Source organism: Novosphingobium sp. BL-S-32 (genome assembly GCF_056857055.1).
This window is the reverse complement of record NZ_CM166476.1, coordinates 3,210,000-3,234,460: the sequence shown is the minus strand read 5'-3', so window position 1 is coordinate 3,234,460 and position 24,461 is coordinate 3,210,000. Positions and strand designations below refer to the sequence as shown.

Here is a 24,461-nt window from a genome sequence, read left to right as displayed (position 1 = left end):
GACCGCGCCGCATCGCCCCACACAAGCGCGGCGGAAACGGCCGGAAGCACGCCACCGCAAAGCGAAGAAAGCAGGATAACAAGTATTTAATCGCGGTGCCGTGATCCTCCCCCCTTGCCGATTTCGGAGCAGGCGGAAATACCGACGAAATCGAAGGGGGAATTTTTCAATATGAAGTCACGTGCGAGATGGGCGCAGGCGGCGCTGCTGCCTGCGTTCTGGCCATTTCTGGCGCATGCAGCGGTCGAGCCGCCGCCGCTCGACGCCTATGGCGAACTTCCCCGCGTCGAGGATGCGGCGATCTCGCCCAATGGGCACAATCTTGCCAGCGTTACCCAGGTGGAGGGGGACCGTCGTATCTCGGTGTTCGACGAGACCGGCGCGATCAAATTCAATGTCTCGTCGGGCAAATCCAAGGTGCGCTCGATCGAATGGGCCGATGACGACACCGTCCTGCTCACCAACAGCGCAACGGTTCCCCTCTTCGGCTTTGCCGCTGCCAAGTACGAATTTTACGGCACGGTCATCCTGCCCCTGAACGGCGGCGCTGCAGGCCTTGTCTTCAGCAAGACCCACAGCATCGCCACTGTCACCCGCGGCAGCTTCGGCATTCGCCAGATCGGCGGCAAGACGGTGGGCTTCTACGGCGGCATCGCGCTCGATACCCGGGGCTCGGATCCGCAGTTCGTCCACGGCCGCACCACGCTCTTTGCAGTCGACCTGAAGACCAATCGCCCGCGACTGGTCGCCAATGCCCCGGCCGAGGACCATTACCGCGACTGGCTGATTGACGCGGCAGGCCAGGTCTCGGTCCTTCTCGATATCGACGAGAATAGCGGCACGTGGAAGATCAACGCCGTGAAGGGCGCCGAACTGGCACGCGGGGTCGATCTCCACGGCAATGTCAGCCTGATCTGCTTCGGCAAGGACGGCAGCACCGTGGTCTACGCCATCGACGACAAGGAAGGCGCCTCGCACTGGTTCGAGGTTCCGCTTGCCGGCGGTGAGGCGCACGAAATCCTGGACGACAGCAAGATTGACCGCATCTTCGTCGATCGCGCCAACGGCAACCTGCTCGGCTATCGGCTCGACGGCGAGAAGGCGACGACGGTGATGTACGATCCCGCCAAGCAGGTCGCGCTCAACAAGATCTTCAAGGCCTTCACCGGCCGCAATCCGCATCTGGTGGACTGGACGCCCGACTTCTCCAAGGTGCTGCTCAACACCAGCGGCAATGGCGACAGCGGCACCTGGTACCTTGTCGACGTGGCGGGGCGCCATGCCGATCCGGTCGGCAACGAACGCCCGGCAATCGCTGCCGAACAGGTCGGGCCGATCTCCATGGTCCAGTACAAGGCGGCGGACGGCCTTGAGATGGACGGCGTGCTGACCCTGCCGCCGGGGCGCGAGGCAAAGAATCTGCCGATCGTGGTGCTGCCCCACGGCGGCCCGGCGGCGGAGGACAAGCCCGTGTTCGACTGGTGGGCACAGGCCTTCGCCTCGCGCGGGTACGCGGTGTTCCAGCCCAATTTCCGAGGCTCCACCGGCCGCACCGACGCCTTCCGCCATGCCGGGGACGGCCAGTGGGGCCGCAAGATGCAGACCGACATCTCGGACGGCCTTGCCGAACTGGTGAAGCGCGGCGTGGCCGATCCCAAGCGCGCCTGCATCGTCGGGGCCAGCTATGGCGGCTATGCGGCGCTGGCGGGCGTCACCCTGCAACACGGCCTCTACCGCTGTGCCGTCGCGGTAGCCGGGGTGGCCGACGTCAGACTGATGTATGACACCGACATCACCGAAAGCGGCGATTCGCGGATGCTGCGCAAGAATCTGCTCGAAGAACTGGGCGATCCATCGGGCTTCGACGCGATATCGCCCCGCCGCTTCGCCGCCAAGGCCGACGCGCCGGTGCTGTTGATCCACGGCAAGGACGATACCGTCGTCGCTTACCGCCAGAGCACGATCATGGCCGATGCGCTGAAAGACGCAGGCAAGCCCTACGAAATGGTCACGCTGCCCGGCGAGGACCACTGGCTGTCGCGTGAGGAGACGCGCAAGCGCATGCTCTCCGAAACGATGCGCTTTGTGCAGAAGTACAATCCGGCGGATTGAGAGCTTCGTTACGCGATGGGCAATTGATTAGTCGTCAGCCCGGCAAAATCCGGGCTGACGACAAGGAAAACCGCCGGCACCCGAACGTCATCCTGAACTTGTTTCAGGATCCATTTCCCCCCCGCGTTACGCTTCGATCGGCAACAGGCAATCGCCGCGCCCTTCACACCGCCGTTCGGGACAGGTCGCGAATGGATCCTGAAACAAGTTCAGGATGACGTGGGACGTCAGGATGACATGGGACGGACTGGGTAGCGCTTCCCAATCCCGCTCAGGCTGAGCCGGTCGAAGCCCCCGGAGACCGGGGCGCGGTGCTGCCATCCTTCGACAAGCTCGGGATGAGCGGTGCATGGGAGAGCGTGGCCCGCTTGAAACCCGCACCGAACAGAACGAAAAAGGGGCCCCGGTTCGCACCGACGCCCCCTTGTCCCTGAAAACGGAAACCGCTCAGATCAGCCCGGCATGCACCAGCGCGTCATCCACGGCCTTGCGGGCCTTGTCGCCGCAAGGCACCAGCGGCAGGCGCAGTTCGTTTTCGATCCAGTCGTGGACCTGTGCCAGCGCGTACTTGCACGGCCCCGGCGAGCTGTCCTCGAACATCGCATAGTGCAGCGGGTAAAGCAGGTCGTTGAGGCGGCGCGCTTCCTCAAGGTCGTTCGCCGCGCAAGCGGCCTGGAATTCGGCGCAGAGCTTCGGCGCCACGTTCGCGGTCACCGAAATGCAGCCGACGCCGCCGGCCGCGTTGAACGGCAGGGCCAGTTCATCGTCGCCCGAAAGCTGGCAGAAGTCCTTGCCGATACCCATGCGGTGATCGGTTACGCGGCTGAGGTCGCCGCTGGCGTCCTTGATGGCGACGAAGCGATCCGGATAGCGGCGCGCCAGTTCGATCACGGTTTCGGGCAGCAGGTCGGTCACCGTGCGGCCGGGCACGTTGTAGAGCACGATCGGCAGGTCGTTGTGCTCGGCAAGGTAGCTAAAATGGGCCAGCAGGCCTTCCTGGCTGGGGCGGTTGTAGTAAGGCGCCACCAGCAGCGCGGCCGAGGCGCCGCACTTCTTGGAGAAATTCATGTGCAGCAGCGCGTTCATCGTGTCGTTGCTGCCGCAGCCGGCGATCACGGGCACGCGGCCCGCCGCCTGTTCCACGCAAAGTTCGATCACGCGATGGTGTTCGGCGTTCGAAAGCGTGGAGTTTTCACCGGTGGTACCGCATGGCACAAGCGCGGAAGAACCCGAATCAATCTGCCAGTCCACCAGCCGCCGAAAAGCCTGTTCGTCGAACGCTCCGTCGCGAAACGGTGTAACAAGAGCAGGAATAGACCCCGAGAACATGGACTTTACCTCAGCTGATCGTCATTCATCGGGTGATCGGTCCCGACGTTCAGCGCCTGATAAGGAGCCTTTTCCCCAAATGTCCAGCATGCAGCGTGCCGCCCCCCTCATCCTGCTTGCTTCCACGTTCCTTTTCACGAGCCCTGTTCTCGCACAGGACGGCCGCGAATGGGACATCGCCAAAGCGCAGCAAATGCAATCGCACGACATGAGCGTGCATCAGTCCATCGACCGCTGGCGCCAGCTTTCGGCCAGCGATCAGCTCGACTTCGGTACTTATTCGAACTTCCTGATGACTTATCCGGGTTATCCGATGGAGGATCGGATTCGCCGCTACGCCGAAGGCGCGCTGACCCGTTATCCGGCCGACGCGAATACCACCGTCGCCTTCTTCACCCGCTTTCCACCGCTGACGAGCGAGGCCGCCGGACGCTACGCCGTGGCGCTTTCTACGTTGCAGCGGCCGGATGCCGCGCAAAAGGCGGTTGCCGCATGGCGCGGCGGCAGTCTGGCAGCGGATGACGAAGCCCGGCTGATGTCGACCTATGGATCGCGCTTCACGCAGGCCGATCACGACGCGCGCATGGACGAACTGCTCTGGCAGGGCCAGACCGATCAGGCGCAGCGGCAGATCTCCTTCGTCTCGGCCGCCAATCGTTCGCTGTTCATGGAGCGGCTGTCGATGCTGCAAGGCTCGCCCCCCGGCACCATGGGGCTGACGCTGAGCCCGCAGATGAACGCGGATCCGGGCTATATCTATGCCCGCGCGGTGCAGGCGCGGAAATCGGGCAACCTCCCCGGCGAGATCTCGCTGCTCTCCACCCGCCCGCCGCTGTCCAAGCCGGTACCGGAGCCCGAGAAATGGGTGCGCGAACTGCTCAACGCCGCACGCGGGGCGGGTTCGGATTCGGCAGTGCGGATCGCGAGTTCGATCGACGATGCCTTCGCGCCGGGCACGGATATTTCCAAGCAGTCCTTCCGCCTGCGTGACGATTACACCTCGCTGGTCTGGCTGGGCGGCACCAAGGCGCTGTGGTCAATGGGCGATCCGCGCCGCGCAGCGCCGCTGTTCTATCGCTATGGCGCCGCCGCGCAGACCCCGGGTACGCGGTCCAAGGGCTTCTACTGGGCGGGCCGAGCACTGGCGCAAGCGGGCGACAGCTCCGGGGCGAAGCGCTATTTCGAAATGGCCGCTGCCTATCCGCAGTACTTCTACGGCCAGCTGGCGCTGGAACGGCTGGGACGCCCCCTGCCCGACCTCGATTCCAAGCCGCGCTCGATGCCGACATCGGCCCAGCGCAGCGCCTTCATGGCCGAGCCGATCACCAAGGCCGTGCGCGACGTGGCCCGCGATGCGGACTGGAAGACCGCCGTTCAATTCTTCAAGGAAATCTCCGATCAGGCACAGAGCGAGGCGGACCACGTGCTGGTCGCCGATCTGGCGCGCGAGATCGGGCGGCGCGACCTTGCAGTGATCCTCGGCCAGAGCGCCCATGCCGATGGCTATGGCGACTTCGGCCAGATCGCCTATCCGATGATCCCCACTCCGCCGGGCGCGGACTGGACGATGGTACATGCGCTCACCCGTCAGGAGAGCCAGTTCGCGCAGAACGCGCTCAGCCACGCCGGTGCGCGCGGACTGATGCAGCTGATGCCCACTACCGCGCGCGAGCAGGCGGGCAAGCTGGGTCTATCCTACGACGACGGCCGTCTGGTCAGCGACGCGCAGTTCAATATCACGCTGGGCGATGCCTATTTCGCGCGCGTGCGCAGCTACTTCGGCGGTTCGTACCCGCTGGCGATCGGCGCTTACAACGCGGGCATGGGCAATGTGAACAAGTGGCTCGCCTCCAACGGCGATCCCCGCATGGGCTCGGTCGACTGGGTGACATGGATCGAGCAGATCCCGATCTCCGAGACGCGCAACTATATCCAGCGCGTGCTGGAAAACGCGGTGGTCTATCAGGCGATGTATCCGGACAAAGCGGGTGTACGCAGCAGCCTGCCGCTGAGCCGGTTGATGGGCAAGAACACGCCGGGTTGAGGGGGCACGGGGACTAAATGTCCTCCACCTCTCACCACAAAACTCCGTCGCCCCCGCGAAAGCGGGGGGCCCCGCTTTTCTTAAGTTCGCGCGGAGACGCAGAGGGCCCGCGCACTAGTGCGGCCGTACTCTCCCCGTCTCTACGAGAAAAAGAAGCGGGATCCCCGCCTTCGCGGGGATGACGGGGATGGACAAGGCTGAGCTTGAGGCGGCTTACGCTACCTTCACCCGGTATAGCGCCGAGGCGTGCGAGCGCAGCTTGGCGATCACTCGGCCCTCGCTCACGCCAAGGTCCTCGCCCTTCCACAAATCGCGCACCGCCGCGCGCTGATGGCCGAGTTCTCGCAGCGGCACCGAAACCTCCAGCGGCGCATCGCCGGTGTTGAACAGCGCAAGATAGCGATCCTCGCTCCCCTCCGGCCGCGCCGACCAGACGCGGGTATTGTCGGCAAGGAAATGCGGACGATTGCCCGCGCTGTGCTGGTTAACCGCCAGCACCTCGCGATTGGTCAGCAACGCCATCGTCGCGTCGTCGATGCCCCGCAGATCCCCGCCCATGATTAGCGGCGAACGGGCAATGGACCACAACGTCATCAGGGTCTGCTGCTCGTCGGGCGTGAAACGGCTGCTGCGCTCGCCAAGAGCGATGCGGCCCAGCGGCAGCATGTCGGCGTCGGGCCATGAACCCGGCCCAGTGAAGGGCGACCAGTTCTCCAGTCGCGTGAACTGCGCGGCAAGCTGCGGCCATTCGTCCCAGAAATCGTCCGAAATACGCCACATCTGCGCATGCTTGCGCACTTCCGCCCCGCGCGGGACCGGCGTTTCGCCCGGCGAGAGGCTGAGCACGATCGGCCGGCCGCAACGCGCGATGGCCCTGGCAGCCGCCTCGATCTCCGGCGCATGAGCGTCGTAAGGGCGGCTCATGTCGTCCATCTTCACGAAGTCCACGCCCCACGAGGCGTAGAGACGGAAGATGCTGTCGTAGTATTCCTGCGCGCCGGGCTTGGTCATGTCGACGCCGTACATGTCCGGATTCCACGGACAGATGCTGCTGGTGTCGGCAATGTCCTGTGCGCGGTAGGGCGTGCCGAGGATCGGGAGGTTCTTCTCGACCGCCAGTCGCGCGATGCCGCGCATGACGTGGATGCCGAACTTCATGCCCATCGCATGGACCTTGGCCGCCAAGGGCGCGAAGCCCTTCCCGCCCTTGGACGAAGGGAAACGGTTAGGCGCGGGGATCAGCCGCCCGTTGGCGTCCAGCGCGGGCACCGGGTTGGCGTTGTAACTGTAACTCTTCGCCTCGGGCTCGTACCACTGGATGTCGACGGTGAAGACGTCGTAGCCGAAGGGCAGTAGCTTATCGCGCATGATCGCGGCGGTTTCGAGCGCCTGCGCCTCGGTAATGGTTCCGGCGAAGCTGTTCCACGAATTCCAGCCCATGGGCGGACGCGGCGCCAGCGTCGCGCCCGGTGCGGTCGGCAGAGCGCCGACGCCCTCCGCCGCAACGGCGCGCGCGGCCATCCCGGCAAGTGGCGCGGCAGCAGCAGCGATGAGCGCGGAGCGGCGTGAGAGTTCCATGATTTCCTCGATCCCAGATAGATTTGCCTTCTTTTGTCGGACTAATAAGCCGAGCGCAAGGCGGTGGAGAAGCGCCCCCGCCCCTTCCCCGCATCAGCCTCGCCGGATAAGGCTCACCCGATGAAACCCGCAGGTCCCCCGATCACGCCCGCCGGAATGGCGAAATTGCGCGCCCGCTACGACCATCTGCTCGGCAAGGAGCGGCCGGAGATCGTCGAGATCGTCTCGTGGGCAGCGGGCAATGGCGACCGTTCGGAAAACGGCGACTATCTCTACGGCCGCAAGCGCATGCGCGAGATCGACCGGGAACTGGCTTTCCTCGCCCGCCGCATGAAGGCGCTGCGCGTGGTCGATCCGCGCGAGCAGACCGAACGCGCCAAGGTCTTCTTCGGCGCCACTGTCACCATCGCGGACGAGGACGACAACCACAAGACCGTCACCATCGTCGGCGATGACGAGCAGGACGCGGCGAAGGGCCTGATCGGCTGGAGCGCCCCCATCGCCCGCGCCCTGCGCGGTGCCGCCATCGGCGACCTTCGAATGGTCCGCCTGCCCTCCGGCGAGAAGGAATGGGAAGTGATGGAGATCGCCTACCCGACTGCCTGAGGCGGCAAGAAGATCAAATTCCCCTTGGCCCCGACGCAAAGGCCATGGCACCATGCTCAGCAAGCTTAGGATCGTTCCGGCACGCACCGGAACGGCCAGAGAGGAGCAAGGCCATGAGCGGCATTCGTGTGGAGAATCTTCAGGACAACCTCAGCTTCGGCGCGCGGGTCGAAGGCGTGACCTTCGCGGCGCTGGAGGACGAGGCGGTCCGCCAGCAATTGCGCGACCTGTTCGTCGAGCGCGGCGTCATCGTCTTCACCGACATGGAGCCCAGCTCGAAAATGCAGGTGGCGCTCAGCCGGGTGTTCGGCCCGCTCAAGGACCATCCGACCAAGACCACCACCCGCGACGCGGAAACCGGCGACGATGCGGAAGGCGTGATCGACATGCATTACCAGCCCCGCGACGAGATCGCGCGCGGCGAGGGGCTGGTGGAGATCGACGGGCAGATCCTCGCCCGCTTCTCGCCCTGGCATTTCGACCATTGCTACAATGACGAGCTGAACTACGCAGGCGTGCTGCGCGCGCCGGTCAATGCGCCGGTCGGCGGGCGCACCGGGTTCATGGACGGCGTCGAACTCTACCGCCAGTTTCCCGAAGGCCTGCGTCGCCGGCTGGAAGGGCACAACGTGGTCTACACGCTCGATACTCGGCTCTCGACGATGAAGTACGGCGTCGATTTCACGCCGCTCACCGAATACGAATCGACGCCGCAACTGCTGGCCGAAGCCGCGCGCTTCCCGCGCGCGATGCATCCGGCCGTGTGGAAGCGGCAGACCGGAGAGAAAGTGCTGCACTTCGGCCCATGGATGGCCGTGGCGCTCGAACATCACGAGGATGCCGATGGCGATGCCCTGCTCGACGAGGCGGCCCAGGCGATCAACCGCCTCGGCACCGGAACCAGCGCCTACTGGCATGACTGGAAGCCCACCGACATGGTGATCTGGGACAACCACCGCATGCTCCACGCGGTGGAGGGCTGCGACGCGCACTACGAACGCCGCACTTTGCGCACCACGATCAAGGGTGATTACGGCCTCGGTTATTTCGAGGACGGGAAAAAGATCGGCGAAGTCCTGCGCGAAATCGCCTGAGAAATCCGCCGGCACAGCCTCGGACCTTTTACCTCAAGCGTGTTTCATGCCATGGGCACGCCACGATGAAACGCATGTCCGGTCGCTCGCTCCGCCTCATCGCCCTGCTCGCATTTTGCGCAGCCGGTGCCGTGCCCGCACTCGCACGCGAAAGCCTGGGGCTCTACAGCACCTGGGGCGCGTTCCGCGATCCGGTCGTGCCGCGCTGCTATGCCATCGCCATGGCCGAACCGAACCAGTCCGCCCGTGAATACCAGCCCTTCGTGGCCGTCGGGACATGGCCACGCCGGGGTGCGCGCGGGCAGCTCCATTTCCGGCTGTCGCGCCGGATCATGCAGCCCTCCACCATCACGCTCAATGTCGGCGGACAACGCTGGCAACTTACCGGCGGCGGCGGCGATGCATGGCCGCGCGGCGAGGGAGACAATGCGGCCATAGTCGCCGCCATGCGCTCTGCCCCGCGGTTGACCGTGACGGCCACCGATCTCAAGGGCAATCGCTTCGTCAATGCATGGCCGCTGGCAGGCGCCGCCTCGGCCATGGATGCCGCGCTGATCGGCTGCGCGAAGGTTCAGTAGTCGATACTTGTCCTCCCCGGCACGGGGAGGTGGCAGCGCGGAGCGCTGACGGAGGGGATTGGCAGTCTCGCTCGACCGTTGCGTCGTGGTGCGAATCCCCTCCACCACCCTTCGGGCGGTCCCCCTCCCCGTGCCGGGGAGGACAAGAAAAGGGCGGGAGCCGAAACCCCCGCCCTTCCCCCGCCTCAAGCTGAAATCAGAAGCGCACGCCCACGCCCGCCATCACCTGATGCCGGTCGAGATCGAGGTTGAAGCGCTGACCGTCCGGAATGTCGCCGGTGTAGTCCAGTTCGCCCTTGCCGTAGTTCGAGTAGCGATATTCCAGCTTCACGAAGGCGTTGCTGCTGAGCGCCTGCTCGACGCCCGCGCCGATCCGCCAGCCGTCCGCATCGATGTCGCGCTTGGTATCGACAGTGCCGACCGCATTGCGCACGTCGAACTTGGCATTGGTATAGCCGCCCTTGAGGTAGACCATCGTGCTGGGCGCCACCACGTAGCCGACCCGCGCGCCCAGATAGAGGTCGCGGTTGCTCTTCACATTGCCGATGCCGAAGCCTTCGAAATCGCCGTCGTTGAACTTGGTCTTGGCGGTCGACCACGTCACTTCCGCCTCTGGACCGATGACGAAGTTGTTCATGCGCACGTCGTACCCGGTGCCGACACCGAAGGCGAAGCCGTCGATCGACTGATCGTTATCGACATTGACGTCGTCATCGACACCGCTGCCGGCCTTGGTCACGTCGTAACCCGCCAGCGCATCGACATGGAAACCGTCGAACGGCTGCCTCGCGCCCGCGTCCTGCGCCATGGCGGGAACCGAGGCGATGGCGGTGCCGGCGGCGAGGCCGAGAAGGATCTTCTTCATGGGATGCTCCATTCCTTGTGTTCTCCGACGGGCTCTTATGGATGGCGACCGGCCCGTCCGGACTGGTCAAATGCCCGTCACACAAAGGGAGTTTCATGAACCTAACACAACGAAATCGTTGATGTTTTCGGGTCACACTCAATCGACGGAGCGAGCCCCCGGCACGTCCGGAAGCGGGAACCGGACAGGCGTGACAACGGTTCGCGCGCACCCGCTGCGTGGGCACGAACGCCCGAATGCTTACCGGCATCTTTCGTTTTGCGCCCGAATGCACTATATGGCCGGCCAATCATGACAGACGCGAACCCGATCCTTTCCGGTGCCTCCGGTGCCGGCCCGATGCCGATCCCGGGGCATATCGACCCCGTTCCGGTGCCCCGCCCTGGCCTTGTCGAGGGCGTGACCCCGCGCGAAGACGGCCGCGTGGACCTGATGGGCCTGCCCAAGAAGCGCATTGCCGAATTGTTCGAAACCGCCGGGCTGGACCTGAAGGCCGCGAAGCTGCGCGCCAAGCAGGTCTATCACTGGATCTACCACCGCGGCGTCACCGAGTTCGAAGCGATGACCGACATCGCCAAGACCATGCGCCCCTGGCTGACCGAACGCTTCGTGATCGGCCGCCCGGAAATCGTCGAGGCGCAGCACTCCAGCGACGGCACCCGCAAGTGGCTGCTGCGCACGGCGGACGCGCACGATTTCGAAATGGTGTTCATCCCCGATGCCGATCGCGGCACGCTCTGCGTGTCCTCGCAGGTCGGCTGCACGCTTAACTGTCGCTTCTGTCACACCGGCACGATGCGCCTCGTCCGCAATCTGACGGTGGGCGAGATCGTCGGTCAGGTCATGCTGGCGCGCGACGCACTGGGCGAATGGCCCAAGGGGCGCATGGACTTTGCCTTCGGTGACGGCGTTGATGGCGCCGAGACCGACGAGGATGAAGGCGGTTACTCGTCAGACGGCCGCCTGCTCACCAACATCGTGATGATGGGCATGGGCGAGCCGCTCTACAATTTCGACAATGTGCGCGATGCGCTGAAGCTGGTCATGGACGGCGACGGTCTGGCCCTGTCGAAGCGCCGCATCACCCTCTCTACCTCGGGCGTGATCCCGCAGATGGCTCGCTGCGGCGAGGAAATCGGCGTGAACCTTGCCGTCTCGCTCCACGCGGTCACCAAGGACGTGCGCGACGAGATCGTGCCGATCAACAAGAAGTACGGCATCGAGGACCTGCTCCAGGCCTGTGCCGACTATCCGGGCGCATCGAACGCGCGCCGCATCACCTTCGAATACGTGATGCTGAAGGACAAGAACGACAGCGACGAGGATGCGCGCGAGCTGGTGCGCCTGCTCAAGCAGTTCAACCTGCCCGCGAAGGTGAACCTGATCCCGTTCAACCCCTGGCCGGGCGCGCAGTACGAATGCTCGACACCGGAGCGGATCAAGTCGTTCTCCGATATCGTATTCAAGGGCGGCATCTCGGCCCCGGTGCGCACCCCGCGCGGGCGTGACATCGATGCGGCCTGCGGCCAGCTCAAGACCGCCGCCGAAAAGAAGAGCCGCGCCGAACTGGAACGCCTCTACGCCGAGAAGGAAGTGGCGCTCGGCTAAGGCCCCTTCAGTTCTTCGTTTAGGGCTGCAAAGAAAATACGCGTTTGGCGTAGCTTCGGCGCAGCCCTAAACCGGATGCAATATCCGTTGAGAGGACTGCGATGACCGAACCCCCCCTCACCCAAGGCAGCGAAGCTCTGCTCGGCATGATCCATGTCCCGGGCGGCACATTCACCATGGGGTCGGAGCGTTTCTATCCGGAGGAAGCCCCGCTCCGGCAGGTCGCGGTCGACGCCTTCTGGATAGACGAGACGCCGGTCACCAACCGCGAGTTCGCTCGCTTCGTCGCGGCGACCGGCTATGTCACCATCGCCGAAATCGCACCCGATCCGAAGGACTATCCGGGCATGCTGCCGGAAATGGCGCAGCCCGGCGCGGTGGTATTCCGCAAGACGGCAACGCCTGTCGACACCTCGAACCCGGGCGACTGGTGGCGCTACGAATTCGGCGCCTGCTGGCGCCACCCCTACGGCCCCGAAAGCGATATCGACGCGCTGGACCTCTGGGACCATCCGGTCGTGCAGGTCTGCCATGCCGATGCGGAAGCCTATGCGAAGTGGGCGGGCAAGGACCTGCCGACCGAGGCCGAATGGGAATTTGCCGCGCGCGGCGGCCTCGCCGATGCGGACTATGCCTGGGGCGACGAGCTCGCGCCCGAGGGACGGATGCTGGCCAATTACTGGCAGGGCCTGTTCCCCTTCGCCAACCAGTGTCTGGACGGCTGGGAGCGCACGTCGCCCGTTCGCACCTTTCCCGCCAACGGCTACGGCCTTTACGACATGATCGGCAATACTTGGGAATGGACCCGGGACTGGTGGTCCGAGAAACCCGGCGTGAAGAAATCCGGCGGTTCGTGCTGTGCGGTCAGCAATCCGCCTCGGAACCCAGGCGGCGGCAAGCTCAAGGAGAGCTTCGATCCCGCACAGCCGCATGTCCGCATCGGGCGTAAGGTGCTGAAAGGCGGCTCACACCTCTGCGCCGAGAATTACTGCCAACGTTATCGGCCGGCAGCGCGCCATCCCGAAATGATCGATACGGCGACCAGCCATATCGGTTTCCGCTGCGTGGTGCGCGCTCGCGGCTGACCGCTTGCGCCACCCCCACATCGTATACCGTTCCCCCGCGACGCATCGACGCGGCAGGCCGCACCTGTCGCGCCGATGGACGTTCTGATGAACGCCGCATCCGGGGTCATGTCCGGCTTGCCTAGCGAGCGTAGGCAAGCGTTGCCGGACGAACCACTTCTTCGGCAGCGGGCACATACTCCGCAGCCTGAAAATCCCCCGCCTGCGTGACGAGGCCCTGATTGACGGCCCAGATCGCCGCTTGCGTGCGGTTCTGCACCATCAATTTGCGCAGGATCGCCTTGACGTGGACCTTCACCGTCGCCTCGCTGATGTCTAGGCGATAGGCGATCACCTTGTTGGGATAACCCATCACCAGGCAGCGCAGCGTGTCGATCTCACGGTCTGAGAGCAGTTCGCTGAGCTGGACCTGCACATCTGCCTGTCCTTCGGCAATGGCCTGCTTCTGCGGAAGATGCTGAAGCAGCGCGCTGGGCAGGACTTTCTCGCCCTGATTGACCAGTCGCAGGGATTCTATCAGTGGCTCGGCGCCGATCTCCTTCAGCAGATAGGCATGGGCGCCCAACTGGAAGGCATCGACCATCTGGCCGAACTCGAACTCATCGGCGAGCAAAACGGCCCGCATGTAAGGGTGACGTTCCTTCAGCGTGGCCAGACAGCCAAGCAGGTCGTCGCAATGCCCCATATCGAAAATGGTCAGCCCCAGGTTCGCGCCTGCGTCCTCAGCCATAAGGTCGTCGCAGTCGCGGTAAAAGCGGCCGCAACGGAACTCGCATTTGTCGAGGATCTTGCAGATCCCCTCGCGAACGAGTGAATTGAATCCCACAATGGAGACACATACTTCTTCAAAATTCGCCATCGTCTTTCTCTCCTGAAACCCGGAAATACGGACGACCCAATGTATGCTTGTTGTTTGAGACGGATTGCTCCGTCGACATCATGCCGGAGGATGATCAAGGATAGGCGAATTCGCCCGTTTTGGTCGGGAGAATACACGTATGACAATTGGTGGTTGACCAGATGGACTGGTGCTCCCCCTCCAATGCCCCTTCAAACCCCACAACATAGGTGCATCTCCTTAAAACATATCCGGCAGTTCAAGTCGAGAGGGCGTAAAGTATGAGAAAATGGGTAGTCCAGATTGGGACAAGTCAGAAAATCCGCGTTCCCGCAGGAGTTTGCTTAAGGGTTTCAACATTTTCATTGGCCTGTACCCCCGAAACCTGCCCGTTTCCCGGGCGCACTACCTCGAAATAGGTAGATGATTAAAAATATCATTTTTAATCATTGATTTATCTAGAACTGAATCCTTGTGCACACATGCCGGCGGTCGTTAAATCCTGTCAGTTTCGCACTTTCAACCGCCTGTGCGCGGCCCCTTTCCCTGAGAAGTGGGGAAAATCCGCCATCGACTCGGCGCCCAAAACCTTCGCCTGATCGTTCGGAAGGGCCATGGCGTGGCCGGTTTTCTCGAAAATTCGCTTGAAACTTGGTGGGTTGCGCCGAGCGAAGGGAACCCCATTCGTCCGTTGTAGAGGCCCGAATTGCCCCAAAGGACGCGCCCACTCCATCCGATGGAGCGCATCGCGAAGCCCAAATGATGGGACGTATGCGGCGGTTCAGATCATTCGGGACGCGGCGGTTGTTCCGCCATGTCAGCTAACCAACCCGAATCAGTGCCGCCATTCGATCATTCTTCACCAAGTCGAGAGGGCCCGACGGCAAGCTTCAAAAAGAGGACAGGGCACGTCCGTTTAGTGTGCACAAGTGGGCACTAACCAAGTATTATCCGGTCATTTAAAGTCACCATAAAAGTAAAAGCGATTTCTTCTGACCACGCGATGGACCGCCGTGGCGCTGGCAGGCACCCCAAACAACAGGGTCAGCGCTCGATCGCGCGCACCAGCATGAAGGCCTCGGCAGCCTCGGCAAACACGCTGGAACCGCGCAGCCGGGCCAGAGACTCTATCGTGGTGAGGGAGCGCTCATCGGGGAACGCCTTCACCTGACTTTCGAACATCGCGAAGGCTTCCAGCTTGCGCGCCAGCGTCGATGCGATGTCGATATGGACGTTGGGGACGAACGCAGGCGTCATCGGCGCCGCGTACCAGTTCGTTTCGGAAAGCGTCTCATAGCACAGCACGCGCGATGGAACCCGCCGGTCGCGCGGGCGGGCGGCCACCATGGCGCCCAGGAAGGTAAGCTGGTGATCCTGATGGATGTCGCCCAGAAAGGGCAGGAACAGCGTATCGGGCCGCACTTCGCGCACGAGTTGGCCAATTGCGGCATTGATCTCGGCCGCCGGCAGCGTATCGAGCGCCGCAGCGGGCAAGCCGAGCATGTGCGCCTGACTCACGCCCAGATGGGCATGGGCCCGGCGCATCTCGGCCTGCACCTGGGCGACGGATCCCTCACTGAATGCAGGCGGGCGTCCCGTCGTGACGACGGCCACCTGCACATCGAGCCCCTCCTCGGCCATGCGCGCCATCGTGCCGCCGCAGCCGAGCACTTCGTCATCCGGATGCGGCGCGATGACCAGCACTTTGCCATAATGGTGCAGGCCCGTGCCCGGACGGCCGACCAAGGCCTAGCCCTCCAGAATCGCGTGGAGCGGGGGCAGCCTGCCCTCGATCTCCCACTCCACAAGGTCCAGCAGCCCCTCCCCCGTCTGGACAGTGAGCACCATGCCTTGCCGGGAGACGATCTGGCCCGGAAGCGCGTGGTGGCGCTCGCCCCCGGCCGCCAGCCGTGAGGACCACACCGTGATCCGGCGGTCCCCCAGCCGCGTGAAGGCGCCGGGATAGGGCCGCCCCACCGCGCGCACCAGCCGATCGATCGCGACCGCCGACTGGCGCCAGTCTATCGCGCCATCCGCCGCCGTGCGCCTGGTCGCCCAGGTGGCATAGCGCTCGTCCTGCGCCGTGCGCGGCTGCTCGCCCGCCGCGAGCCGGGGCAACAGCCCGCGCAGCATCGTGCGCAACGCGTCCATGTGCTTGTCGTAGAGACCCTGCGCGGTCTCGTCGCGGGCCACGTGGAAGTACTGTTGGGCAAGGATATCGCCATCGTCGGTGCCCGCGCCGATCCAGAACAGGCTCGATGCCGAAATCAGCTCGTCCAGCAGGATCGTCCACGGGATTGCCGCCCGCCCGCGCAGGCGCGGCAGCGGTGCCGGGTGATAGCCGATCGATCCCTTCGCGGCGATCCCGAGGAAATCGGAACTGCAAAGCTGCGACCAGCCGACCACGAACACGTAGTCGGGCTTGGCCGCGCGCACGAGCAGCAGCGTTTCGGGATCGTTGGTCCGCGCCGCCGTCGCCAACAGGGCGCCCGCATGCGCGGCAAGGGGTGAGAGGTCCACAAGGTCGGAATGCCGCTTGTGCAGTTCCGGCGGCAAGGTCACCACCAGCGGAAGCACCCATCCGGCCGCCGCCGCCAGTTCCTCCACCAGTACCGCTGTGCTGCCGACCGCTCCGACAACGACCGCCCGCATCGCCTGCGTTTCCATGGCCTGTCAGCCCGCCGCGACTTGCGAGGGGCCGGTGCCGCCCTCGCGCGGTGCCTTGACCATCGGCGTGCCGACAAGCGGCGCATCGGCATCCACCCCGCGCGCGGCGGAGACGGCATCTGGCACATTCCACGGCTCTCGCAGCAGGTCCATCTCGTCCAGCAGCTGGTGATTTACCTTGCGCACGTCGTAAACCTTTTCGGCAAGAGAGCGGGATCGGGCACCCATGCGCGCCACCAGCTCGGGATCGTCGATGAAACGCTGCATCGCCCGGCGCAGCGCCGCCGTGTCGCGCGGCGTTATCAGAAAGCCGTTCTCGCCCTCGATGATAGGATCGCGGCAACCGGGCATGTCGGTGGTGATGACCGGGCGGCCGGTCGCCATCGCCTCAAGGATCGTGCGCGGCAGGCCCTCGCGGTAGTAGGAGGGCAGCACGAAGACCGAGCAACTGGCCAGGTAGGGCCGCACGTCGGATGTGCCGGGAATGAACTGGACCGGAAACTGGCGCGAAAGGCGCGCGCATTCCACTTCGTCGATCCCGGTAGGATTGGCGGTTTCGTAGTGGCCCAGGATACAGAATTCGACATCCGCATGGTCCCGCCGGATCAGGGCCGCCGCTTCCAGGAATTCCTGTACGCCCTTGTCGCGCATCAGCCGTCCCACCAGCAGGAACCGCATCCTGCCGCGCGGCAGCGGCGCCAGAGCGAACCGCTCAAGATCCACGCCTGAGCCCGGTACGCGCACCACGTTCTGATGCTCGTGCACGATGCCAAGGTCGATCATGTCCTGCCGGTCATCGGCGTTGAACACGAAGACCCCGCGCGCCCGGCGTACAGCCTCGCGGTAGAGCCGCGCGACCGCGCGGCGCAGCAGCCGGCGATGGGCTGCTGCCTCGCTGAAGACGTAGCCCAGCCCCGACATCATCGCGTAGAAGCGCGGCACGCACATCAGGCGCGCGGCGATGCCACCGTAGATGATCGGTTTCTGGGTATAGGCCAGCACGAGGTCCGGCTTCTCGGCCACCATCAGCCGCGTGTAAGCTGCCAGCAGCGCGGCATCGCCGATCAGGCTGGTGCCGGTACGGTCCATCGGCACGATCCGGAAGCCCACGCCCCAGTTCGCAAGCTCCGCCTCGACCGCCGCATTGCCGTCCGGCGCGACGGCCACGACGTGGTGTCCATTGGCTTTCAGCTCGCGCAGCAGCGCCCCCCGGAAATTGGTGAGCGAGTAGGCAAGGCTGGAGAGAACGAGAACTTTCATGGCTTGCTCAAGCCCCCCCGGGGTGAATGATCGGCAAGAAATTCAAGATCATCACATCGGCCATTTTCGGGAGCCCCATACATCCCAGCGGTGTCCCTGATGATGAGCCCGGCCGCGCCGACCGCAAGTTCCTAATCGGCTGATAGCCCTTAGAGATAATGTCGGGCGATTTAGGGATCACAATCCTGTTGCCCATTCGAACCATTTGAGACCGGCCCTGACCCAGCAAGTGTATACCTCCCCCTATTACCGAAGAGGGCGGCAATTCCGGCTGATGACTTCATGAATACATGCGTGACCAGACGTTCACCGGTAGACAGTTAGTTGCTGCGAGCGGGTCAACACAGCCTTCGCAGAAGAAAACCACTTCGCCACAAGCAACCCGCGAAGGCTGACGCAATGAACCAACCCGTCGCAGGATCCACTGCCTCGAACATGGCCGGAGGCTCGGCCAATACGTTCCTGCGCGTGCGAAAACTGGGGCCGAGGGCACCGCGCTCCCGCTCCTCGATCGCGCAGTTCAGCCTTCGCCGCACATTCCGCAACACCGTGCTCATGCTGGTCGACTTCCTGGTGCTGGCAACAACGCTGGGACTGGCCTTCCTGTTTATCGGCCGCACCGGCTTTCCCCGATCTGACGGGCACCTGGCCGCGATCCTCGTCTTCGCGGCGCTGGCCATCGGCTGCTTCTATACGGCCGGGATCTATCGGCGGAGCTGGCGCTATTTCAGCTTTTCGCACGCGATGCAGCTGGCCCTGCTGACGCTGCCGGCCTTCGGGCTCGGCTGGGCGGCGATCCTGCTGGTTCCCGGCGTCCACGCCGAACGCCCCCAGCTTGCGCAGATCGCGCTGGCGCAGTGGCTCTTCGCAATTACCGTGCTTTTCGCCGTGCGCGGCTCGCGGCGCGCCCTGCGTGAGAAGCTTTCGCAGACCGGCAGAGCCCTCCCCCTAGCCGCCCAAGGCCGCGACTTGCGCCGGGCGCTGCTGGTGGGATCGTCCGACTGGGCACTGTCGATCATCGAGATGCTGAAGCGCGAGAGCACGCCCTCGCTCTCGGTCGTCGGCATCCTGCTGCCGGCGTCGAACGACACCCTGCTCCAGATCTCCAAAGTGCCGGTGCTGGGCACGCACGAGGATCTCTCCCTCGCAGTGGAGGAACTGGAACTCCAGGGCCGCCGCCCCTCACTGGTGATCGCCTGCGATGACGGCACCGACCTATCCAACCGCGAAATGGCGCGACTGACCTCCCGCTCGCGCCAGTTGGGGCTGGAACTCTCGCGCATTCGCGACGGCTGGAGCCACATTCTCCAGCGCGGCCACGGCGCCGCCCCGGACGAGCTTTCGGTCAAGGACCTGCTCGGCCGCAGCGAATTCACGCTGGAGGGCGAGCAGATCACCAGCCAGATCACCGGCAAATGCGTGCTGGTGACCGGCGCGGGCGGCACTATCGGCGGCGAACTGTGCTGGCAGCTGGCAAGCTTCCGCCCGTCGCGTCTGGTCCTGCTCGAACATAGTGAATTTCACCTTTACGCCGCCGAGATGAAGCTGCGCGAGCAGTTCCCGGACCTCGATATCCAGCCCGAACTCTGCAACGTGCGCGAGCGTGACGACGTGCGCCGGGTGTTCGAGAAGCACCGGCCGTCGATCGTCTACCACGCCGCCGCGCTCAAGCATGTGCCGATCGTCGAGACCAATCCCTGCGCGGGCGTGCACACCAATATCCTGGGCACCCGCATCGTCGCCGACGCGGTCTGCGAGTTTTCGGCGCGGGCGATGGTGCAGATCTCCACCGACAAGGCGGTGAACCCGGTGGGCATGATGGGCGCGACCAAGCGCGTGGGCGAACTCTATGCGCAGGCGCTCGACATGTGCGGCGTCGACGATACCGAGGCGCCGCGCTTCATGACCGTGCGCTTCGGCAATGTGCTGGGATCGAGCGGGTCGATCGTCCCGCTGTTCCACCGCCAGCTTCGAGAGGGCCGCCCGCTCACCGTCACCCATCCCGATATCGAACGCTTCTTCATGACCGTGCGCGAGGCGGTGCAGCTCATTCTCCAGAGCAGTTCCGCCGCGCTCAGCCAGAACTCCCAGCGCGGTACGATCTTCGTGCTCGACATGGGCAAGCCGGTCCGCATCGTCGACCTCGCCTATCGGATGATCCGCCTCTACGGCCTCCAGCCCGAGATCGACGTGCCGGTCGAATTCGTCGGTCTGAGGCCCGGCGAGAAGCTGTTCGAGGAACTCTTCGACATTTGCGAGGAGCAGCTCCCTTCGGGCATCAAGGGCATCTTCGAGGCGCAGTCCAGACCGATCCCGCTGCCCTTCATCTCGCGCTCGATCGACCGGCTGGCCCGCGCGGTCGAGCTTGGCGACCATGTCGAGGCGCGGCGGATCACGCACACGCTGGTCAAGGTCCCCAGCGGCAGCGCCGGCTTCGGACTGATCGAGAACGAGGCGCTGACCGGGCCGCGCGGTTCCGGCGAGCCTGTGAAAGTCTGAAAGGGAGGCCTGCCTTGACCCCGGTATCGACAAGCGCTGTCGCACCGGCGCAGCCCGGCCTTCGCGAACGGGCCCCGCTCCGTTCTCAGTGGCCGCGCCACGAGGCGGACGAGATCGAAGCGGTTGTCGATGTCCTGCGCTCCGGCAAGGTAAACGCGCTGGTCCATGGCGAGGAAAACCGCGCATTCGCGGCCGAATTCGCCCGGTACATCGGTGAAGGCACGAACCGGACGCTTGAGGGGCTGTGCATTGCCAACGGTACTCTGACACTGGAAGTGGCACTGCGCGCGCTGGGGATCGGGCCGGGCGACGAGGTCATCGTGCCCGCCCGCAGCTTCTTCGCCAGTGCCAGTTGCGTCATGGTGGTCGGCGCGCTGCCGGTCTTTGCCGATATCGATCCGGTCACCCAGAACATCGATCCAGCCTCGGTAGAGCGCATAATCGGCCCCGCCACGCGGGCGGTGATCTGCGTCCATCTCGCCGGTTGGCCCTGCGACATGGACGCACTGGGCGCCGTCTGCGCACGTCACGGCCTCAGGCTGATCGAGGACTGCGCGCAGGCGCACGGGGCCGCGTGGCGCGGCGCGCGCGTCGGATCGTTCGGCGATGCCGCCTCGTTCTCGTTCTGCACCGACAAGATCATGTCGACCGGCGGCGAAGGCGGGTTGCTGCTGTTTCGCGACCATGAGGCATGGCTGCGCGGCTGGGCGATCAAGGACCACGGCAAGGACTATCGCAAGGTAACGGGCGGAAACGCGGGCGGGACACCCGGCGCGTTCCGCCATGTCCACGACCACCTCGGATCGAATTACCGCATGACCGAGATGCAGGCCGCACTTGGGCGGCGGCAGCTTGCCAAGCTGCCGCTCTGGCTCGCCGCCCGCGCCCGCAACGCGCGGCTACTGCGCGAGGCACTGGCCGACCTTCCCGGCGTGACCCTGCCCGAGCCGCCTTCCGAGGCCCGCCATGCTTGGTACAAGTTCTACGTCCAGCTTTCCGGCGATGCACCCGAAGCGCGGCGCAATCGCGTGCTCCGGCGCCTGCTCGAACTGGGCCTGCCCGCCGCCACCGGCTCCTGCCCTGACATGAGCCGTGAGGCCGCGCTCGCCGGGCAGCCGGTGCGGCGTGACGGCACGCTGGAGCAATCCGTGCGGCTGGGAGAGCGCACCCTGATGTTCCCGGTGGACCACACACTGGGCGACGAGGCGATGGCGCGTATGGCCGGGGGCCTGCGCACGTCGATGCAGGAGGCCATGGCATGATCGATCGCACCTGGCGTCCGCAGTTCCTCATCATCGGCGCGGTCAAGGCGGCGACGACCTGGATTCAGGCGCGGCTTCAGGAAAATCCGGCCATCTTCATGCCCGCTCCCGAACCCCACTACTTCAGCAGCGAATTCGAGCGCGGCGAAGAGTGGTACCGTACTTTCTTCGCGGAACGCCCCGCCGCCGCGCATGTGATCGGCGAGAAGTCCGCCGATTACCTTGCTCACCCTCTCGCCGCCCGGCGCATCGCCTCCCGGCTGCCCGACGTGAAGCTGGTGCTCCAGCTGCGCAACCCGGTCGATCGCGCCTATTCGGACTACAAGATGTTCTACCGGCGCGGCACCGTGAAGGGCCCGCCAGAGGAATACCTGTCCTCGCCCGACAATCCGTTCCCGCGCTTTCTGGAGGACGGCCTCTATGCCCGGCACCTCGCGCGCTGGTTCGACTTGTTCCCGCGCGAGCAGATGCTGGCCTATCTTTACGAGGACGTGGTCGCGCAGCCGCGCCAGATCATCACCGCCGTCTCGCGCCACATCGGCACCAAGCCCTGCTTCGAGCCCGGACACGCCGCCACGCACGACAACAGCAGCCGTACGGCAATCCTGCCCCTGCCGCTGCGCCGGGCACTGGCCCCGCTGAAGGACAGCATGCGCCCGCTGCGCGGCAATCCGGTGTTCGAGGGGGTCCGCTCGCTGATCGCGCGCGAGGTGGCCTATCCGCCGCTGACCCCGGCCCTGCGCGAGCGACTGCGCGATTTCTATGCGCGCGACGTGGAGACTCTGGAAGCCATGTTCGGGCTGGACCTTGCGCGCTGGAAGGCGCCCACAAGGCATGTCCCGGTTTCCTAGACCGATAAAACCCGTGCTCCAACGGACAACTTGCCGCCACCCCACTGTGCTTTGACATAGCCCTTAATAACCAAGGAAATTCGCCGTATCTCCCGTAATCTGGACGGGATGATTCCGGGACTGGGTATGCGTGCGTGGGTACGCGGGGCCAGCCCGAGGTTGTCGGGGAGCATATCATGACAGCACTTCGCAATCGTCCGCGCCCGTGGAAGACCGCCCTTGCGGTTCCCTTGCTGGCAAGTTTCCTTTCGGCCTCGATGCTCGGCGGCTGCTCGTCGCCCACATCGTCGATGCCTACGCTCGCATCCACTCCGGCAGGTCCCTACCGGGTGGGTGCGGGCGACAAGATCAAAGTCGTCGTCCAGGATCTCGACGCCGCGAATGGCGAGTACACGGTGGAAGACACCGGCCTGATCTCGCTTCCCTACGTCAAGCAGGTCGCCGTGGCCGGCATGACCTATCGCGAGATCGAACAGGGCATCGCCGCCGCCCTGTTGAAGCAGGGCATCATGACCGGCGATCCGGTGGTCAACGTGGCGCCGGTCGAGCTTCGGCCGTTCTACGTCACCGGAGAAGTCAACCAGCCCGGCCAGTTCCCCTATCGCCAGGGCCTGACCGTGCTCTCCGCCCTGTCGGCGGCCGGCGGCTATACCTACCGGGCGCAGAAGGACAACGTGGCGATCACCCGCATGGTCGATGGCAAGGAAGTGACGTCCAAGGCGGGCGAAACCACGCCGGTTCTGCCGGGCGATACGATCCGCGTCTACGAACGCTGGTTCTAGGCGCGTGAAGCACCGGAGACTCGCGCTCGCCGCCCCGGTCCCGCTGCTGCTGGCGTCACCGCAGCATGCGCTGGCCCAGCAGACGGGGCAGATCGGCTCCACCGCGCCGGCCGTGTTCGCCAACGACAAGGAATATCGCGCGCTGCCGCATCATATCGGCTCGCTTGAGGTTACCGCCGGCGCCGAGGCCAAGTTCGAATACGACAGCAACGTCTACGCGGCCGAAAACAACGCCAAGGACGATGTCCGCTTCGAGATTTCGCCCAGAGTGCGGGTACGCACGGCCCCGGCCCCGCTCACTTTCGAACTGAACGCAGGCGGCATGATCCGCCGCTATGCCACTTATTCCACCGAGAACGCCGAAAGCTGGCTGGCCGATGCGGGCCTGCACTGGCAGACCGGCCCAACATCCAACCTGAACGCCACGGTCTTTTCGCGCCGGGCGATCGAGGATCGCGGCGACACCGAGGCGCGCCTGAATCCCAATTCCGGCCCGCGCCTGATCGACAGCCTGGGCGGCGAACTGTCCTATCACCGCGTCTCCACGCGCACGATGATGGACGTCCTGCTCGATACCACCAAGTACAATGCTGTGTCGCAAATCGACGCCGACCGCGATTTCACGGCATTTGCCGGGCAGGCGACGTTCGGCCTGCGCGTGACCGGCCGGGCCTTCGCCACCGCCACGCTCTTCGCCACCCGGCGGGACTTCCGGCTCGACCGCACGCCCAGCGGCGCCGAGCGCGACACCACTACGTTCGGCGGCCGTCTGGGCATCAACTTCCAGCCCGGCGGTCTGCTGGAGGGCGGGCTTTCGGTCGGCGTGTTCCGCCACAATCCGGACGATCCGAACACTCCGGGTCATACCGGCCTGTCGGTGGCGGGCAACCTGACCTATCACCCCACGCGCCGTACCGCCGTGCTGTTCGATGCGTTCAACGGCGATGTCGCCACGTTCCGCGTCGGCGCCACGCAGCGTACCGATACGATCGCCAGAGTCACCGTGAACCAGGAAATCCGCCACAATCTCTATGCCAACGTCGCTGTCGGCTACCGGCACACCAAATATACCGGCTCGGGCATCCGCGAGGAGACCCTGACCGGATCGGGCGAGCTGGAATATCTGGTGATGCGCAACGTGTCCGTCGCGGCTTCGATGAGCTACGGCAATCGTACCAGCGACAGCGCCACGCTGGAATTCAACCGCTTCCGGGGCGGTGTGGCGCTGCGCGTACGGTTCTGAGGGAATGCCCGATATTCGGACGATTCCGATAGCGGATCGCCAATATCGATGACGAGCCGCCGGTTTCACCCCTTCGTCGCCCTCGCGAAGGCGGGGGCCCCGCTTTCTTCTGCAACCTCTCGCATGTCGCAAGAGAAGCGGGATCCCCGCCTTCGCGGGG

General features: G+C 64.8%; 19 protein-coding genes. 12 read left to right on the top strand and 7 right to left on the bottom strand.

The window, feature by feature from the left end; genetic code table 11:
- Positions 1–171 precede the first annotated feature (171 nt).
- Complete coding sequence (locus tag AC1VVK_RS15180) at positions 172–2,112, top strand: alpha/beta hydrolase family protein (protein WP_482903624.1); 1,941 nt, start codon at positions 172–174, stop codon at positions 2,110–2,112.
- Between the two features lie 447 nt (positions 2,113–2,559).
- Here the strand turns inward: AC1VVK_RS15180 and dapA are convergent, their stop codons facing one another.
- Positions 2,560–3,441, bottom strand: a complete 882-nt coding sequence (gene dapA / locus AC1VVK_RS15175; protein WP_132384751.1) for a 4-hydroxy-tetrahydrodipicolinate synthase — start codon at positions 3,439–3,441, stop codon at positions 2,560–2,562.
- Positions 3,442–3,520: 79 nt separating this feature from the next.
- Here dapA and AC1VVK_RS15170 point away from each other — a divergent pair, with 79 nt between their 5' ends.
- Positions 3,521–5,485 (top strand): lytic transglycosylase domain-containing protein, encoded by a 1,965-nt coding sequence (locus tag AC1VVK_RS15170; protein ID WP_482903623.1) that lies wholly within the window; start codon positions 3,521–3,523, stop codon positions 5,483–5,485.
- A gap of 213 nt (positions 5,486–5,698) precedes the next feature.
- Here AC1VVK_RS15170 and AC1VVK_RS15165 read toward each other — a convergent pair whose 3' ends face one another.
- Positions 5,699–7,063, bottom strand: a complete 1,365-nt coding sequence (locus AC1VVK_RS15165; RefSeq protein ID WP_482903622.1) for a glycoside hydrolase family 27 protein — start codon at positions 7,061–7,063, stop codon at positions 5,699–5,701.
- 120 nt (positions 7,064–7,183) lie between these two features.
- Here AC1VVK_RS15165 and greB point away from each other — a divergent pair, with 120 nt between their 5' ends.
- The 3 genes from greB (at position 7,184) to AC1VVK_RS15150 (ending at position 9,341) form a co-directional block, all read left to right on the top strand.
- Positions 7,184–7,669, top strand: coding sequence for a transcription elongation factor GreB (gene greB / locus AC1VVK_RS15160; RefSeq protein WP_132384748.1), 486 nt, complete (start codon positions 7,184–7,186; stop codon positions 7,667–7,669).
- Positions 7,670–7,782: 113 nt separating this feature from the next.
- A complete protein-coding gene (locus AC1VVK_RS15155; RefSeq protein ID WP_482903621.1) occupies positions 7,783–8,763 on the top strand; it encodes a TauD/TfdA dioxygenase family protein in 981 nt (326 codons plus the stop codon).
- Between the two features lie 65 nt (positions 8,764–8,828).
- On the top strand, positions 8,829–9,341 hold the full coding sequence (locus tag AC1VVK_RS15150; protein ID WP_482903620.1) for a hypothetical protein: 513 nt from the start codon (positions 8,829–8,831) through the stop codon (positions 9,339–9,341).
- 196 nt (positions 9,342–9,537) lie between these two features.
- On the opposite strand, the gene AC1VVK_RS15145 is transcribed toward AC1VVK_RS15150, so the two are convergent.
- Entirely contained in the window at positions 9,538–10,206 is a 669-nt protein-coding gene (locus AC1VVK_RS15145; RefSeq protein WP_482903619.1) for an outer membrane protein, read from the bottom strand.
- 291 nt (positions 10,207–10,497) lie between these two features.
- On the opposite strand from AC1VVK_RS15145, the gene rlmN reads away from it, so the two are divergent.
- Together rlmN and AC1VVK_RS15135 are read left to right on the top strand one after the other, a co-directional pair.
- Positions 10,498–11,814: a 23S rRNA (adenine(2503)-C(2))-methyltransferase RlmN gene (gene rlmN / locus AC1VVK_RS15140; RefSeq protein WP_482903618.1), complete on the top strand. Its 1,317-nt coding sequence runs from the start codon at positions 10,498–10,500 to the stop codon at positions 11,812–11,814.
- Between the two features lie 101 nt (positions 11,815–11,915).
- Positions 11,916–12,899, top strand: coding sequence for a formylglycine-generating enzyme family protein (locus tag AC1VVK_RS15135; protein ID WP_482903617.1), 984 nt, complete (start codon positions 11,916–11,918; stop codon positions 12,897–12,899).
- A gap of 121 nt (positions 12,900–13,020) precedes the next feature.
- Here AC1VVK_RS15135 and AC1VVK_RS15130 read toward each other — a convergent pair whose 3' ends face one another.
- From AC1VVK_RS15130 to AC1VVK_RS15115, 4 genes are all read right to left on the bottom strand, one after another.
- On the bottom strand, positions 13,021–13,629 hold the full coding sequence (locus tag AC1VVK_RS15130) for a response regulator transcription factor (RefSeq protein WP_165912033.1): 609 nt from the start codon (positions 13,627–13,629) through the stop codon (positions 13,021–13,023).
- 1,152 nt (positions 13,630–14,781) lie between these two features.
- Positions 14,782–15,483, bottom strand: coding sequence for a PIG-L deacetylase family protein (locus tag AC1VVK_RS15125; RefSeq protein ID WP_482903616.1), 702 nt, complete (start codon positions 15,481–15,483; stop codon positions 14,782–14,784).
- 3 nt (positions 15,484–15,486) lie between these two features.
- Entirely contained in the window at positions 15,487–16,389 is a 903-nt protein-coding gene (locus AC1VVK_RS15120) for a methionyl-tRNA formyltransferase (protein ID WP_482903615.1), read from the bottom strand.
- 21 nt (positions 16,390–16,410) lie between these two features.
- Positions 16,411–17,664 (bottom strand): glycosyltransferase family 4 protein, encoded by a 1,254-nt coding sequence (locus AC1VVK_RS15115; RefSeq protein WP_482903614.1) that lies wholly within the window; start codon positions 17,662–17,664, stop codon positions 16,411–16,413.
- A gap of 399 nt (positions 17,665–18,063) precedes the next feature.
- Between AC1VVK_RS15115 and AC1VVK_RS15110 the strand changes: the two genes are divergently transcribed.
- The 5 genes from AC1VVK_RS15110 (at position 18,064) to AC1VVK_RS15090 (ending at position 24,301) form a co-directional block, all read left to right on the top strand.
- Complete coding sequence (locus tag AC1VVK_RS15110) at positions 18,064–20,163, top strand: polysaccharide biosynthesis protein (RefSeq protein WP_482903613.1); 2,100 nt, start codon at positions 18,064–18,066, stop codon at positions 20,161–20,163.
- Positions 20,164–20,177: 14 nt separating this feature from the next.
- Positions 20,178–21,425 (top strand): DegT/DnrJ/EryC1/StrS family aminotransferase, encoded by a 1,248-nt coding sequence (locus AC1VVK_RS15105; protein WP_482903612.1) that lies wholly within the window; start codon positions 20,178–20,180, stop codon positions 21,423–21,425.
- Positions 21,422–22,276, top strand: coding sequence for a sulfotransferase domain-containing protein (locus AC1VVK_RS15100; protein WP_482903611.1), 855 nt, complete (start codon positions 21,422–21,424; stop codon positions 22,274–22,276). Before AC1VVK_RS15105 ends, AC1VVK_RS15100 begins: the two co-directional genes overlap by 4 nt.
- 176 nt (positions 22,277–22,452) lie before the next feature.
- Positions 22,453–23,058 carry a polysaccharide biosynthesis/export family protein gene (locus AC1VVK_RS15095; RefSeq protein WP_132384737.1) on the top strand — a complete coding sequence of 202 codons (606 nt, stop codon included), beginning with the start codon at positions 22,453–22,455 and terminating at the stop codon, positions 23,056–23,058.
- A 4-nt stretch (positions 23,059–23,062) separates the two neighbouring features.
- Positions 23,063–24,301, top strand: coding sequence for an outer membrane beta-barrel protein (locus tag AC1VVK_RS15090; RefSeq protein WP_482903610.1), 1,239 nt, complete (start codon positions 23,063–23,065; stop codon positions 24,299–24,301).
- Positions 24,302–24,461 lie beyond the last annotated feature (160 nt).